Here is a 15089-nt window from a genome sequence, read left to right as displayed (position 1 = left end):
AGAGATCGAAACCTAGTTTAATAATTTTTGGAATGGTCGTTCCAAAACAATTGTATTTTCCTTTTTTATAAGTTATCCTACTTACAGGGGTGAATGTTTTGGCTAGAAAAAAAGAATTTGATATCAGTCAAGCAGCCTATAAAGCTGCTGATGTTTTTCGAAAGAAAGGGTTTGAGGGGACCTCTATGCAAGATTTAGTAGACGTCTTAAATCTTAGCAGAAGTAGTATCTATGAGACTTTTGGCAATAAAAAAGAACTGTACCTAGTCGCATTAGACCACTATACCAATGAAGTAGATGATATGACTTCGGTATTGTATGAAGATGCGCCACCTAGAATGGTATTGGATAAGTTTTTTGATAAGATCATTGAGCATAACGAAAAAGAAAGTTGCTTCATGGTTCAAGCATCACTCGAAATGATGACTCATCTGGATGTCATGGACCGAATAAGCAGGAATAACTTAAAAAGAGAAAAAGCATTTCTATACCTGCTAGAGCGTGCGGTTTTGGATGGTGTAACTGAGAATCAAAACTTATCTACCCTTTCAAAATACCTGGTTAATGTAACCAATGGTCTTTCGGTTACAAGTAGAACTACAGATAAACCAACGCTTCATCAAATTGTAAAAATGTCCCTTTACTTTTTAAAATAATCATTTGACTGACTTACAGAGCCAATTTTTTTTACCCTTATTCGGAACGTTCATTCCGAAATGTGTTTTAATAAAATAAGTTTAATTTGGGAGAGGATATAATGAAGTCAAATCTAAATAAAGTTGCTTTAATCACAGGTGGTTCACGTGGAATTGGTGCGTCAATTGTTCGGAGACTTGCTAAAGATGGTATCGCTGTTGCATTCACCTACGCAAATTCAAGCAAGAGAGCGGAGGCATTAGTGAATGAAATTCAAAGGAGTGGGGGAAAAGCATATTCCATACAAGCCAATGCTGAAAATGTAAATGCAACAAAAGAAGCGGTAGAGAAGACAATAAAAGAATTTGACCGAATCAATATTCTTATTAATAATGCTGGTATATTTGAGCAAAAGATGTATGACGAATTTACAATGGAAGAGTTTGACAGAATGGTGGCTGTTAATGTGCGTTCGGTTTTTGAAGGTGTTCAAGCAGCTGCACCACAAATGGGTGAGGGTGACAGAATCATTACAATTGGAAGTGTAAATGCTGATGTAACAGGTTTTCCAGGCTTAAGTCTTTATGCCATGACAAAGGCAGCTGTAGCAGGTATGACGAGAGGATTAGCAAGGGACCTTTCCCCAAAAGGAATCACCGTTAACAATATACAGCCTGGACCTGTTGATACGGATATGAATCCAGCAGAGGGTTCCAATGCTGAATTACTTAGAGAAATTATCGCTATAGGAAGATACGGTAAAGCCACTGAAATAGCAGACCTCGTTGCCTTTTTAGCTTCAGAACAAGCAGGTTATATAACAGGTGCCTCCATCGATATTAATGGTGGATTTATGATTTGATTGTCCAATTTAAAAACGAGCTCCCATGTATATTCTAATAAAAGCGCGTAAAAAGTCGGAGAGGTGTCATTTTGTCTGCTTTTGTTCCTAAGCTATGGACTGAAGAAGACGTTCCAGCATATGCGAAAGAGTGCAAAGATTGTGGTCTTTATCAGCATGGAACAAGGATGGTTTGGGGAGAAGGAAACCCAAAAGCCCCGATAATGATCTTACTGGATAATCCAGGTGCGCGTGAAGACTGTGAAGGCAGCCCGTTTGTTTGCGGAACAAGGCAAACCTTACAGCAGGCAGCGAATGAGGTTGGTTTAACAAGTGAAGACCTTTATATCACCTATATTTTAAAAAGAAAACCAACTCGGGCTTATGAAAAGGGAACGGTAAGAACCATTTGCATGAACCATCTGGAGGACCAGCTCCAAGAGAAGAAGCCTAAAGTCGTTTTTTGCATGGGAAACGTTGCGGTTCAATCTTTCTTTCAAAACCAGGAAGTGGATGTGAAATCATTGCGCGGCACAGTCCAACAGGTAAGGGGGATTCCAACCTTAGTGGCTTATCATCCATTAGCGGTTCGGCGCCGTCCCAATTTATGGTCATACTTTATAGAAGACTGGCAAGACCTCGCCAATGTATATAATCAAACAAAAGGACCTAATTAAAGTATGGGGCATCTGAACAGAAAGCTAAATATGGGCCTGGAGATTCAGTGAATGGCCAATCGGGTAAAAAAAAGAAATGAAAGAGTAGTAATTGAATAATAAGGAAGGGGCAGCGGTAAAACCGTTGTCTTTTTTGTGTGCACAAGAATATCACATATTTCTCCATAAATGTCCAATTTACATAAATCAAGCTAGTATAATGGATTGTAAGGAGGGAGAAGCAGACTCTATGAATAAGGGCAATCCATCTATTAAGCATGAATCCATTAATTGGGGACGTTTAGAGAAGCTCATACGTGAATCGATTCCTGGCATTCCGAGTGATCCCATGGGGATTACGAAATTTTTCGAAGGTTATTCCAATCATACGTACCTGCTCTCGTTTGGGAACTGGGAATCCGTGTTAAGAAGGCCTCCGTTTGGTGAAATTCCTGCAAAAGCCCATGATATTAAACGAGAGTATTCCATTCTATCCAGACTGCAAAGTGTTTACCCGCTTGCCCCAAAACCATATTTATACATCGATGACCCTGCCATTATGGAGAGACATTTTTATCTAATGGAAAAAAAACAAGGGATAGTAATCAATAAAAGTATTCCAGAGATCTATGGTTCCTCTGAGCAGATTGGACCTTCCATTTCAAAAAGTATTATTAATAGTTTAGTAGAGCTTCAACAGGTGGATTATAAAAAAGTGAATTTAATGGATATCGGGAAGCCGGAAGGATTTTTAGAAAGGCAGGTTCATAGCTGGATCAAACGCTACCGTCTGGTCAAGACGGATGAAATGGCGGGAGTAGCGGAACTGGAGGCGTGGCTGATAAAGAATATGCCGACAACCACCGATACGACGATTGTTCATAACGACTTTAAACTCAACAACCTTGTCTTGCATCCGAATGACCCTGGTGTGATCAAAGGAGTTCTTGACTGGGAAATGGCCACTATTGGCGACCCGATGAGTGATATCGGAGCCATGTTAACCTACTGGGGGGAAGCAAGCGATCCCGACATAGGCCTTTCGGTGGTTACAAACCAACCAGGCTTCTTCTCAAGAAGGGAAATGGCTGAAAGATATGCTCAGGTGAGTGGTCGTGATATCACAGATATTGAATATTATGTGGCATTTAGCTTTTACAAGCTTGCCATAATCTTGCAACAGCTTTACTACCGCTGGAAAAAAGGAGAGACAGACGACGCTCGGTTTTCCAAGATGCATATTCCGATTGCCAATTTATTTGATTTGGCCAATTTAACACGGAGGAAAAAAATATTATAAAAGAGTGTAGACAGAATACCAAGTCGAAAATCGGAATAGTCTTCTGTCTATTTAATGTTCAGCGCATCTCCTGGTAAAAACCAAGTTTAAGCCGACTCAAAAATTCATCTTGGATTGTCCGCCATCGACGTTTATACTGGCCCCGACAATCCAGAAAGCTTTTTCTGAGGCAAGGAAGGCTGCAACATTTGCAATTTCTTCGGGAGTGCCGAAGCGGCCAGCAGGAATTTCCTTTTTGACAAATTCTTTGATTTCCTCCGGATTCTCAGTCATCCGCCTTATCCAATTGCCAGTTTCGTGCAAAATGCTTCCAGGAGCAATGCTGTTGACTCTAATTCCATGAGAAATGACTTCGTCGGCCAAAGACTTTGTAAAGCTGATGAGCGCAGATTTGGCATTATTGTAGGTAACTTTACCGCCACTTTCCCTTCCGTAAACGGACGTAATATTAATGATTGAACCCGAACTCTGATTTTTCATGTGTTCTATGGCTAATTTACTTAAATGAACCGCGGAAAAATAATTCAACTCCATTGCCTGATAGAAGAGATCCATATCGGTTTCCATCACTTTGCCCCCATTACTGCCTCCAGCATTATTGATGAGGATATCGATCGTCCGGTTCTGCTCGATAAACGTATGAATCAATAGTTCCCGTTCCTCTTCATTGGTAAGATCGGCTTGATAAATGGATATCTTTCCACCAAGTTCTGATTTTGCCTGTTCCAAAAAATCAAGGTCACGGGCTGTGATCGTGACATTGGCACCTTCATCAACGAACACTTTGGCAATGGCTTTTCCGATTCCTTTTGACCCTCCGGTAATGAGTACATTTTTATCTCTTAATTGCAAATCCATTTAAAAGAACTCCTTTATGTAGATATAAGATTATCACCTGGAATCATGACTGGGTTTATTATCCCAAAAAATCTCAAATAATACGAGGAAAAGGTTGTTTAGTGGCCTATCATCCATTAGCTGTTCGCCGTCGTCCCAATTTATGGTCCTATTTTATAAAAGACTGGCACCGTCTCGCCAATAATCAAACCAAGGAATCTATTAAATAAAAGGTAAGCTATTTCGTTTGTATATTTCTTATATCTAGACTAAATAATATGAAAGCTAGTCCGATGTAATATGATTTAGGAGATGATGGAATGAAAACAAAGGATAATTTTTTAGAGGGAGCCAAAGTAACGCAAGATAATGCAGTATATGGAGCATCTGATAAGAAAGCTAAATTTGGGCCAGGGGATTCAGTGAATGGTCAATCTGGTAAGAAAAAGAAATGAAAATTTTGATTTCTATTTATTTAAGGGACTAACCATTCGCGGTTAGTCCCATTCTATGTATTGTTCTATATTATACTTTTTACTTTATCAACTATTCTTACTTAGGCTCGGCTTGCAGTACATAGGTGCCCTCTTTAAAGCCGCCTTTGTAGGTATATTGAATATCCTTGACAATAACAGACTTAGTGTAGTCTTTTGCAAATACTTTTTCATCTGAAATACCTAGTTGCTGCAGCACTTTATTTCTTTCTCCAAAACTTAAGGAATCATCAACCGTACCTATCAATAAAAGAAAAGCAAATTTGAAATTATCCATCTCTGTGAGATAAGCCGTATCGTTTGCAGCCAAATTCGCTTGTGTAACGATTTTATCTTCATTCAATACAAGAAAAATCATAATGTTATTCGATAAGGCTATAACCTTTTTTCCGTCATCCGTTACATCTTCTTTGATAATTTTTAATGTAGATTTATTTCCCATTTGCTTTAGAGCATCATTGATCCGTGCTTTATACTCATCATATGTAAAACCTAAAGAAGGTTTTTCACTGCTGCATCCAATTAATAGCAAAGGGATTAACAGATATGCCAGTAAGATTTTTTTCATTCTTTTTAGCCTCCATGGTAATATTGCTAGTTTTCTTCAATCTTAAATTCGACACCAGCAGTCTTTAATGCAGCTATAAAGGTGTCGAAATCAGACTGTGATATCTCTGTTGCAGAATCAAACAGATTACCATCTGTTGAGACTATTACGGTACCTACTTGGAAATTGATAATAGTGTTATAAGGTCGTAAATCAATTAGATCATTTTGGATTTCGTTAAGTGTGGCCACAGTATGAATCCTCCTCTAATATTTCAACATGTAAGTTTTACTTTAACGAGGGAACACTCTAAACAACAGTTCTTAGCTTCAACAAATATGGTCTTTTTTATTTTGACTTTCTTATGTATGATTTCTATTCGTTAGGGTGTGCCATTGTTGGTACACCATTCTTGACTGTTATTTTTTCAGAGGGAAAAAGGAATATGCTGAAGTATGTTTAGGAGGAAAAATTTAATTTATAAAAATAAAATCAAACATTCAATTTAAGTTAGACGTGAAAAATCAAGCGGGAGTGGCCTTTGGTATGAGAGTTAATTTGGAGCGAGACATAGAGAAAAAACGACAAAATCTGGCGTCGATTTAAACTAATTATCTAGCTTCTGGTGTCATTATCTTTGTCTGATAAATTTTTAACAGCTTTTGTAGTTGCGTCAACAGCATTCATTGCGGCATTTTCAGTAGCTTCTAACCCTCTGTGAATAGAATGAAATGCTGCTCCTGCTGTATCTTTGATATTTTCTGAAACACTTTGGTTATTATCCCTTTGATTAACCATTCCTTTTCACCCCCTAATCGACTTTATGTTATGTAAAAAATAATAAGTTATTCTGGGGCTATTCTATTGAAAGTGTAAATTCGTTAATGGTGGTACGTCTCAATCTACAACAAGCTGGTTAATGATTTACGTGGTATATAGGTGGGCTTAAAAAACTAGATAGTTTTTGTTTAGAGTAAAAACATCAAAAATTTCAAGGAGGGAACAAGGATGTAGTAACCCATCTATTAAGAAATTAATTTGAATTCATAAATATTATCGGAAAAATAGTTATTGACCTAACGATAGGAATACGTTTAAAATGAAAATCAGTTATTAGTCAATTTAGAAAATTAAAATTCAAAAGAGGTAACTGCATGGCGAAGGGATTCGACAGAAAAATTGGTCAGCAGGCAATCATGTACGCGTTTGCAGAAGAAGAGGAAGAAGCTTTAACAAGTAAGTTTACGCAAATGAATTGGCGCTATGGAAAAGGAAAGGTTGGATCAATGGAGCTGCAGAAAATCGTAGCAGCCATTGAAACATCAGCAAAAAGGCAAGAAATAGTCAACGCTGAACTTTATCGTGAAATGCATGCATTGTATCATGCAATTATTGAAGCGATGCATGGTGTAACACGTGGTCAAGTTGAGCTGGGCGGAATGCTAAGAACAGCAGGGCTTCGGTTTGCGATTCTTCGAGGCCATCCGTTTGAAAACAAAGCAGAAGGCGAATGGATTGCCGTTGCTGTGTATGGAACCATTGGAGCACCGGTTCGCGGGTTTGAGCATGAAGCGATCGGATTAGGTATTAACCACATTTAAATAATAACAAGCCTATAGTTATTAGTTAAACAGGGGGCTGTATTGACGACGGGATACGTCTGTCAATACGGCCCCCTTTTTGGTTTTTAAAAAATGATAAGGGGTGTAAGAAATGATTGAATTAACAGGTCAGACTTTAAAGATTGAAGAAGCAAAAGAGGTTTTATATAATGATGCGTTTGTTAAAGCTTCAGCGCAAAGCTGGAGCAATGTGGAAAAAAGCAGGGAAGCTGTTGAAAAGATCGTAGAGCAAAAGAAAGTCATCTACGGTATTACAACTGGGTTTGGAAAGTTTAGTGATGTATTGATTGATGCTGAAGATGTCGAGCAGTTGCAGTGGAATTTGATTCACTCTCATGCTTGCGGGGTAGGAGAACCGTTCCCTGAAGTAGTTTCACGAGCCATGCTTCTGCTCCGTGCTAACGCATTATTAAAAGGTTTCTCTGGAGTGCGTCCCGTTGTCATTGAACGCTTGCTTGAGCTTTTGAATGCACATATACACCCGGTCATTCCGCAGCAAGGTTCACTTGGAGCGAGCGGGGATTTAGCACCACTGTCCCATTTGGCTCTTGTGCTAATGGGTGAGGGTGAAGTGTTTTATAAAGGGGAACAAATGAAGGCCGTCACAGCTTTGTCGAAGGAAGGTATCGTTCCACTGACATTGCAAGCGAAGGAAGGCTTAGCGTTAATTAACGGTACCCAAGCTATGACAGCAATGGGTCTAGTCAATTACATCGAAGCCGAGCAGCTTGCCCTTCAAACGGAAGCGATAGGATCATTGACATTAGAAGGATCACGTGGCATTAAGGATGCTTTTGATGCTGATGTTCATCTTTCACGTGGGTATCGTCAACAGTCTGAAGTCGCGGAACGTATTCGGAGAATGATTAGTGACAGCCAGCTTGTCACTACGCAAGGAGAACTTCGGGTACAGGATGCATACTCTCTTCGCTGCATCCCACAAGTACACGGCGCATCATGGCAGGCACTTGATTATGTAAAAGAGAAACTTGAAATTGAAATGAACGCAGCAACCGATAATCCGCTTATTTTCGATGGTGGTGAAAAGGTTATTTCGGGAGGGAACTTTCACGGCCAGCCGATCGCATTTGCAATGGACTTCCTTAAAATTGCCATGGCGGAGTTTGCGAATATTTCAGAGCGCCGAATTGAGCGTCTCGTCAATCCGCAGCTAAATGATTTACCGCCGTTTTTAAGCCCAGAGCCGGGTTTGCAGTCGGGAGCGATGATTATGCAATATGTGGCAGCAGCGCTAGTTTCAGAAAACAAAACATTGGCGCACCCGGCAAGTGTGGATTCCATCCCATCTTCAGCGAACCAGGAAGATCATGTAAGCATGGGGACAATTGGATCCCGCCATGCTCATCAAATCATTCAAAACGTCCGCCGTGTATTGGCAATTGAACTTATTTGCGCCTTGCAGGCAGTGGAATATCGTGGAATAGATAAGATGGCTTCATTTACAAATGCTTTTTATAAGGAAGCCAGAAATCTTATCCCAAGCATTACGCAAGATCGTGTGTTCTCAAAGGATATTGAGGCAGCAGCAAGCTGGTTGAATCAAATCGACTGGAAAGCATTTGTAGAAAAAAACTTACATGGTAGAAAAGAGGAAATTTCCAAACAGTAGTCAAGGTGATGGAATTGTTTTTAGACCTACATCTTTCAAAATCATCCCTATTTCGATAATGGGAGGAATAGTTAAAGTGGTTACTATGCTCGCCTCTTGTTCAAATCTTTAACGTCATTCCGGAGCATTGTTTGCTCCGGTGACTATTTTCTTCCTGAATATTACAGAACTTATACGATCTAAAGGATCAAATTATTTTTATTTCGGAAATTCCAAGCTTCTGAGAAAGGGATAACAGATGTTTTTAAAAGAGTTGACAAAAAAAGAATATATTACAATTACTTACTATGAAAATAGTTCATTACTAACATGCAATGGCCGTGTATGTCTAATTGATATACAGAAACAAGCACTTTTATTAAAAGACAGACAGCAAAAAAATCTCTCCATTCGTTTATCCGATATTAGAGAAATTCATTAAAGATTGCATTAAATAATACATTGGTACATTCCATTCAAACAACTTATATAAGAGGTGCATCAAATGAAAGTGGCAGTTGATGTAAATGGCGAACGAGTTCAAAAACAAGATGGCTCGCAAAATGAGACATTGGATTTATTGAGTTCCACTCAATCTATTATAAAAATGGCGGTAAGAAAATTAGGCTATAGCGAGGAAATGTATGAGTTATTAAAAGAGCCGCTTAGAATCCTCACGGTACGTATCCCCGTCCGAATGGATGATGGTTCCACTAAAATTTTTATTGGATACCGTTCTCAACATAACGACGCTGTTGGTCCTACAAAAGGGGGTATACGTTTTCATCCGGAGGTAAGTGAAGAGGAAGTAAAAGCGTTGTCCATGTGGATGAGTTTAAAATGCGGAATTGTTGATCTTCCATACGGCGGTGGAAAAGGGGGAATTATATGTGACCCTCGCAGCATGTCATTTCTTGAATTAGAACGTTTAAGTCGAGGATATGTGCGTGCTATTAGCCAAATTGTCGGGCCAACGAAAGATATTCCTGCACCAGATGTCTATACAAACCCGCAAATTATGGCATGGATGTTGGATGAGTATAGCCGTATTCAAGAATTTGATTCTCCAGGATTTATTACAGGAAAACCGATTGTACTTGGAGGTTCTCAAGGACGTGAATCAGCAACGGCTGCCGGAGTGACGATTTGCATCGAAGAGGCAGCAAAACGAAGAGGGATTCCAATAAAGGGTTCACGCATTATTATCCAAGGGTTTGGGAATGCAGGAAGTTATCTTGCAAAATTTATGAAAAATGCAGGAGCAAAAGTGATTGGCATTTCAGATGCATATGGTGCGCTTTACGATCCGGCAGGGCTTGATATTGATTATCTACTTGATCGGCGCGATAGTTTTGGTACCGTAACCAATTTATTTACAAACGTTATTACGAATCAGGAGTTACTTGAAAAAGAATGTGAAATTCTTGTTCCTGCCGCGATTTCTAATCAAATTACAGGCGAGAATGCAAATAAGATTAAGGCTGATATTATTGTGGAAGCCGCGAATGGACCAACAACCCTTGAAGCCACACACATATTAACAAATCGTAACGTATTACTTGTTCCGGACGTACTTGCAAGCTCTGGCGGTGTAACTGTTTCCTATTTTGAATGGGTACAAAACAACCAAGGTTTTTATTGGTCAGAAGAAGAAGTAGCCCAAAGGTTACGTGATAAAATTGTCGATTCATTTGAAAGGGTTTTCTCCACGGCTCAACAATACCAAGTAGATATGCGCTTGGCTGCCTATATGGTTGGAATAAGAAAAATGGCAGAAGCATCCCATTTTCGTGGCTGGGTTTAAATATTGTTTAATAACCGAATACCCGGTTGATAAAATATAAAAATTATCTAGCAATATATAAGAATCTTAATTGGAGGAGATTTTATGTGGGTCATCACTTCTTATTCAAATTCAAATATTACTATGTATGAATTTGACTCAGAAGAAGATGCAAGAGGTGCTTTCAATAACATGGAAGGCTGCAGGATTCTTTCTGAGATTGTTTACTTTACTGATCAAAGTAGGGAATTAGTCCCTGTTTAAGAACTTTACAATGAATCGACCTTTATTTACGAGATGATAAAAATAATGAACAAATCTATAAATATTGCTATTTTAGATAAAAACTTATATATAAACAACCGCAATTTTTAAAGAATTTATAAGTTTTCGAATTTTTCGTTCGTATTTTTCAAAAGATTTTATTTTTATAATGAAGCCATAGTTAATCAATAGGAGTGGAAGTTATGGAAACGAAAACATCTGAAAAAAGAATCATTAAAAATTATATCGGTACGGAACTACATGCAAAAGGCTGGATTCAAGAAGCTGCTCTTCGCATGCTTTATAACAACCTAGATCTAGAAGTAGCAGAAAGACCAGAAGATCTTGTTGTCTACGGTGGGATTGGGAAAGCAGCTCGTAACTGGGAATCTTTTGATGCCATTGTGAAAACGCTTTTAGAACTAGAAGATGATGAAACACTTTTAGTTCAATCAGGTAAGCCAGTAGTTGTATGGAAATCACACAAAGATGCACCACGTGTATTGCTTGCGAACTCAAACCTTGTACCTGCATGGGCAAACTGGGAGCATTTCCATGAGCTAGATAAAAAAGGCTTGATGATGTACGGTCAAATGACAGCAGGTAGCTGGATCTATATTGGAAGCCAAGGTATTGTTCAAGGTACGTATGAAACATTTGCAGAACTTGCACGTCAAGAGTTTGGCGGTTCATTAAAACATACCATTACATTAACAGCAGGTCTTGGCGGAATGGGCGGCGCTCAGCCACTTGCAGTAACCATGAATGATGGAGTTTGTATCGCGATCGATGTAGATGAATGGAGAATTGACCGCCGTATCGAAACAAGATACTTGGATGTAAAAACAAAAGACCTTGATGAGGCGCTTAAAATAGCGTTTGAAGCGAAAAAAGAAGGAAAAGCACTTTCCATCGGACTTCTTGGCAATGCAGCAGAAATCTTACCATTAATGATTGAAAAAGGCTTTAACCCAGATGTACTAACAGACCAAACTTCAGCTCACGATCCGCTTAATGGATATGTTCCTGTTGGTTATTCATTAGAAGAAGCAGCTAGATTAAGAGAAGAAGATCCTACACTATATGTAAAGCTTTCTAAACAAAGCATGGCAACACACGTTAAAGCAATGCTTACAATGCAGCAAAAAGGCGCTGTTACATTTGACTACGGTAACAATATCCGTCAGGTAGCAAAAGACGAAGGCGTAGCAAATGCATTTGATTTCCCTGGATTCGTTCCAGCCTACATCCGACCACTGTTCTGTGAGGGAAAAGGACCTTTCCGATGGGCAGCATTATCTGGCGATCCAGAAGATATCCGTAAAATTGACGAAGCATTACTTCGTGTATATAAAGATGATGAGCATCTTTGCAAATGGGTGCGTATGGCACAAGAAAGAATTGCGTTTCAAGGTCTTCCAGCACGTATTTGCTGGCTTTGATACGGTGAAAGAGCCCGTTTTGGTAAAATTATTAACGACATGGTTGCTTCAGGTGAAGTTTCCGCGCCAATCGTTATCGGTCGTGATCACTTGGATGCTGGTTCTGTTGCTTCTCCAAACCGTGAAACAGAAAGCATGAAAGACGGCAGTGATGCAGTATCTGACTGGCCAATCCTAAATGCGATGATTAACGCAGTTGGAGGCGCAAGCTGGATTTCTTTACACCATGGCGGCGGCGTAGGTATGGGATATTCACAGCACTCTGGTATGGTTATCGTTGCCGATGGCACGAAAGAAGCAGAAGCACGATTAGAGCGCGTATTAACGACTGACCCTGGTATGGGTGTTGTCCGCCATGCTGACGCTGGTTATGAACTAGCGATTAAAACAGCGAGAGAAAAAGACATCAAAATGCCAATGTTAAAGCAAGACTAAGACCAGACCGAATCGGATTGATTCGAATGAGTAAAGCACTTTTTATCAGAAATGCTTCTCAGCTCTTTACCTTACAGGGGAGCTCAACAACTCCCCTTGTTAAAGGTGTGATGTCTGAGCAAAAGTATAGAAGAATATCGCCGGGATCTCTCTTGGATGAGCAAAGAGTAAAATTTTTTGATAGATATGTGGAGTGGGAATATGACTTATTCAATAAAATTTGTAAAAAAAAATGAACAAACTACGAATTTATGGTCCGGTGGAAAAACAACGCAACTGGCCATTTATCCTGAAGATGCGGATTATAGTAAACGGAATTTCCAATGGCGCATTAGTACTGCTGCTATCGAAGTAGAAGAATCCCTATTTACGCATCTGCCAGGTATCAAAAGAGTAATAATGACACTTGAAGGTGAAATGGAACTTGTGCATGAAGGAAAGCATTCAGTGGTTTTGAAGCCTTTTGAGCAAGATTGCTTTGATGGTGGATGGACAACACGAAGCAAAGGAATCGTTAGGGATTTTAATTTAATGGTATCAGAGGGGTGGGATGGAGGACTTACCTGTATTCAGGTTAATAAGGATATTCAAGATTTAATGTTGGATGTGACAGGAACGGCAGAGGTTTTTTATTGTGTTGATGGAATGGTAGGAGTTGAAATAGGTGAAGAAGACCCTTTAGTTTTCGAAACAGGCGATACATTGATTATAATGAGGGAGAATTTATCTGAGGAAATGAGTATTAAATTTCGTCGTAAAATGGAAAAAATGGTTACGATTATTAGAGCAAGCATGGTTGTTTAGGAACTGGATGCCTAATTCTCAGTATATCAATCTATGAAGCGCTTTTTTATACTGTCTTATTATATTTTTAAGATTGTATAAGAATTAATGATAAGAGACTAAAAAAAGAGGTGTTTTATGCAAACGGCACAAAAAATACAAACTCAGCAAACAAATCCAGGAGAACAACATGAACACTTAGAAAGAAAATTAAAAACGAGGCACTTATCAATGATTGCCATCGGTGGAACGATTGGAACGGGTCTCTTTTTAGCTAGTGGTACTACCATTCATGATGCCGGTCCAGGGGGAGCGATTGCGGCCTATCTTATTGCTGGGATCATGGTTTATTTCCTCATGACAAGCTTGGCGGAGATGGCTGCATTTATACCCATTTCGGGTTCTTTTAGTACCTATACAGCAAGATTTGTTGACCCTGCCTTAGGGTTTGCGGTTGGTTGGAATTATTGGTATAACAATGCGATTATTCTTGCTCTTGAATTATCAGCTTCTTCATTGATTATGAAATATTGGCTGCCTAATGTTCCAGGCATTATCTGGAGTGCCATTTTTCTCGTCCTTATTTTTGGTCTAAATGTTTTATCTGTAAAAGGTTATGGTGAATCCGAATTTTGGTTTTCCATTATCAAGGTTGTAACCATTTTGATTTTTATTGTTGTTGGATTATTGATGATCTTTGGAATTATGAATGGACATACCGGTGGATTTGGAAATCTTACAAAAGGAGAGGCGCCATTTAAGGGAGGTCTTTTATCCATATTTAGTGTCTTTATGGTAGTAGGATTTGCCTTTCAAGGAACTGAAATGGTTGGAGTAGCTGCAGGTGAAAGTGAAAATCCTGAAAAAAATATCCCTAAAGCGATTAAACAAATCTTCTGGCGAATTCTTTTATTCTATGTTTTAGCCATTTTCGTCATCGGATGTTTAATTAGCTATAATGATCCCAATTTATTAAGTTCCGATCTTGAAAATATTGGGGTAAGTCCATTTACTCTTGTTTTTAAACATGCTGGGCTGGCATTTGCCGCAGCTGCGATGAATGCTGTCATCCTTACTTCCGTTTTATCTGCAGGGAACTCATGTTTATATGTTGGCTCACGGGTCCTATGGGTATTGGCAGAAGAAGGTAAAGCACCAGCATTCTTGAAAAAAGTAAATAAAGGCGGCGTTCCGGTAAACGCGTTATATATGACTACTTTTGTAGGAATGCTTTGCTTCCTAACCTCCCTTTTTGGTGACGGAACCGTTTATTCTTGGTTATTAAATGCTGCTGGTCTAGCAGGTTATCTCTCTTGGTTAAGTATTTCTGTAACTCATTATCGGTTCCGAAAAGCTTATATTGCGCAAGGCAGAGACTTTAAAGATCTTCCTTATTTTGCGAAATGGTTCCCGTTAGGACCAATACTAGCGACAATATTATGTTTAGTGGCAATGCTCGGAACAAATTACGGAGCATTTATCGGGGATAAGATTGACTGGTATGGAATTCTGGTTTCTTATATTGGATTACCTTTATTCTTACTTGGGTATTTTAGCTACAAAATTGTAAAGAAATCAAAGATGGTTCCACTACAAGAGGCTGATTTCAGCCGGGAATAAGAAGTTAATCTTTATCAATTTCCTGCATAAATAGGATAAATATATTTTGGAAACAAAAAAGGCTCCTTAACTGGAGCCTTTTTCCTATTCAATACATCTTACCATGTCCCATTTATTAGATGAAAGACGCGCCCACAATGATAAGAAGAATGAACAATACAACAATTAAAACAAAAGTACCGCCGCCATAAAAGCCACCACCGTAGCCATAGCCGCCGCA

17 protein-coding genes and 1 pseudogene are annotated in these 15089 nt (G+C 39.1%); 13 read left to right on the top strand and 5 right to left on the bottom strand.

Annotated elements, in window-relative coordinates; all coding sequences use genetic code 11:
- The first annotated feature begins 98 nt into the window (after window positions 1-98).
- From V7161_RS20830 to V7161_RS20815, 4 genes are all read left to right on the top strand, one after another.
- Window positions 99-656 (top strand): TetR/AcrR family transcriptional regulator, encoded by a 558-nt coding sequence (locus V7161_RS20830; RefSeq protein WP_335714791.1) that lies wholly within the window; start codon window positions 99-101, stop codon window positions 654-656.
- Window positions 657-757: 101 nt separating this feature from the next.
- Entirely contained in the window at window positions 758-1498 is a 741-nt protein-coding gene (locus V7161_RS20825) for a 3-oxoacyl-ACP reductase family protein (protein ID WP_335714790.1), read from the top strand.
- 71 nt (window positions 1499-1569) lie between these two features.
- Entirely contained in the window at window positions 1570-2154 is a 585-nt protein-coding gene (locus V7161_RS20820; RefSeq protein WP_335714789.1) for a uracil-DNA glycosylase, read from the top strand.
- 229 nt (window positions 2155-2383) lie between these two features.
- Window positions 2384-3433 (top strand): phosphotransferase family protein, encoded by a 1050-nt coding sequence (locus V7161_RS20815; protein WP_335714788.1) that lies wholly within the window; start codon window positions 2384-2386, stop codon window positions 3431-3433.
- A 96-nt stretch (window positions 3434-3529) separates the two neighbouring features.
- On the opposite strand, the gene V7161_RS20810 is transcribed toward V7161_RS20815, so the two are convergent.
- Window positions 3530-4291, bottom strand: coding sequence for an SDR family NAD(P)-dependent oxidoreductase (locus V7161_RS20810; RefSeq protein WP_335714787.1), 762 nt, complete (start codon window positions 4289-4291; stop codon window positions 3530-3532).
- A gap of 299 nt (window positions 4292-4590) precedes the next feature.
- Here V7161_RS20810 and V7161_RS20805 point away from each other — a divergent pair, with 299 nt between their 5' ends.
- Window positions 4591-4725 carry a hypothetical protein gene (locus tag V7161_RS20805; RefSeq protein WP_335714786.1) on the top strand — a complete coding sequence of 45 codons (135 nt, stop codon included), beginning with the start codon at window positions 4591-4593 and terminating at the stop codon, window positions 4723-4725.
- A 97-nt stretch (window positions 4726-4822) separates the two neighbouring features.
- Here the strand turns inward: V7161_RS20805 and V7161_RS20800 are convergent, their stop codons facing one another.
- The 3 genes from V7161_RS20800 to V7161_RS20790 form a co-directional block, all read right to left on the bottom strand.
- Entirely contained in the window at window positions 4823-5332 is a 510-nt protein-coding gene (locus tag V7161_RS20800; protein WP_335714785.1) for a hypothetical protein, read from the bottom strand.
- A gap of 26 nt (window positions 5333-5358) precedes the next feature.
- Window positions 5359-5562 (bottom strand): hypothetical protein, encoded by a 204-nt coding sequence (locus tag V7161_RS20795; protein WP_335714784.1) that lies wholly within the window; start codon window positions 5560-5562, stop codon window positions 5359-5361.
- A 364-nt stretch (window positions 5563-5926) separates the two neighbouring features.
- Entirely contained in the window at window positions 5927-6109 is a 183-nt protein-coding gene (locus tag V7161_RS20790; protein ID WP_335714783.1) for a hypothetical protein, read from the bottom strand.
- A gap of 356 nt (window positions 6110-6465) precedes the next feature.
- Between V7161_RS20790 and hutP the strand changes: the two genes are divergently transcribed.
- The 8 genes and pseudogenes from hutP to V7161_RS20750 all read left to right on the top strand — a co-directional run bounded on the left by hutP (window position 6466) and on the right by V7161_RS20750 (window position 14869).
- Window positions 6466-6912, top strand: a complete 447-nt coding sequence (gene hutP, locus V7161_RS20785) for a hut operon transcriptional regulator HutP (RefSeq protein ID WP_335714782.1) — start codon at window positions 6466-6468, stop codon at window positions 6910-6912.
- A gap of 112 nt (window positions 6913-7024) precedes the next feature.
- Window positions 7025-8563 carry a histidine ammonia-lyase gene (hutH, locus tag V7161_RS20780; protein WP_335714781.1) on the top strand — a complete coding sequence of 513 codons (1539 nt, stop codon included), beginning with the start codon at window positions 7025-7027 and terminating at the stop codon, window positions 8561-8563.
- A gap of 238 nt (window positions 8564-8801) precedes the next feature.
- On the top strand, window positions 8802-8984 hold the full coding sequence (locus V7161_RS20775) for a YolD-like family protein (RefSeq protein ID WP_335714780.1): 183 nt from the start codon (window positions 8802-8804) through the stop codon (window positions 8982-8984).
- Window positions 8985-9047: 63 nt separating this feature from the next.
- Entirely contained in the window at window positions 9048-10346 is a 1299-nt protein-coding gene (locus tag V7161_RS20770; RefSeq protein WP_335714779.1) for a Glu/Leu/Phe/Val family dehydrogenase, read from the top strand.
- A gap of 84 nt (window positions 10347-10430) precedes the next feature.
- Entirely contained in the window at window positions 10431-10589 is a 159-nt protein-coding gene (locus tag V7161_RS20765; RefSeq protein ID WP_289989189.1) for a hypothetical protein, read from the top strand.
- 203 nt (window positions 10590-10792) lie between these two features.
- A pseudogene (gene hutU / locus V7161_RS20760) lies at window positions 10793-12466 on the top strand (urocanate hydratase).
- Window positions 12467-12667: 201 nt separating this feature from the next.
- Window positions 12668-13270 (top strand): HutD/Ves family protein, encoded by a 603-nt coding sequence (locus V7161_RS20755; RefSeq protein WP_335714778.1) that lies wholly within the window; start codon window positions 12668-12670, stop codon window positions 13268-13270.
- 117 nt (window positions 13271-13387) lie between these two features.
- Window positions 13388-14869, top strand: a complete 1482-nt coding sequence (locus V7161_RS20750) for an amino acid permease (RefSeq protein ID WP_335714777.1) — start codon at window positions 13388-13390, stop codon at window positions 14867-14869.
- 115 nt (window positions 14870-14984) lie between these two features.
- Here V7161_RS20750 and V7161_RS20745 read toward each other — a convergent pair.
- The coding region (locus V7161_RS20745; protein ID WP_335714801.1) for a YjcZ family sporulation protein at window positions 14985-15089 on the bottom strand (105 nt) is incomplete at its 5' end.

Origin of the sequence: Neobacillus drentensis, assembly GCF_036965425.1 — a bacterium.
Lineage (GTDB): Bacteria > Bacillota > Bacilli > Bacillales > Cytobacillaceae > Neobacillus > Neobacillus drentensis_F.
The sequence above is the reverse complement of the archived record's forward strand: the minus strand, read 5'-3'. Positions and strand labels throughout refer to the sequence as shown.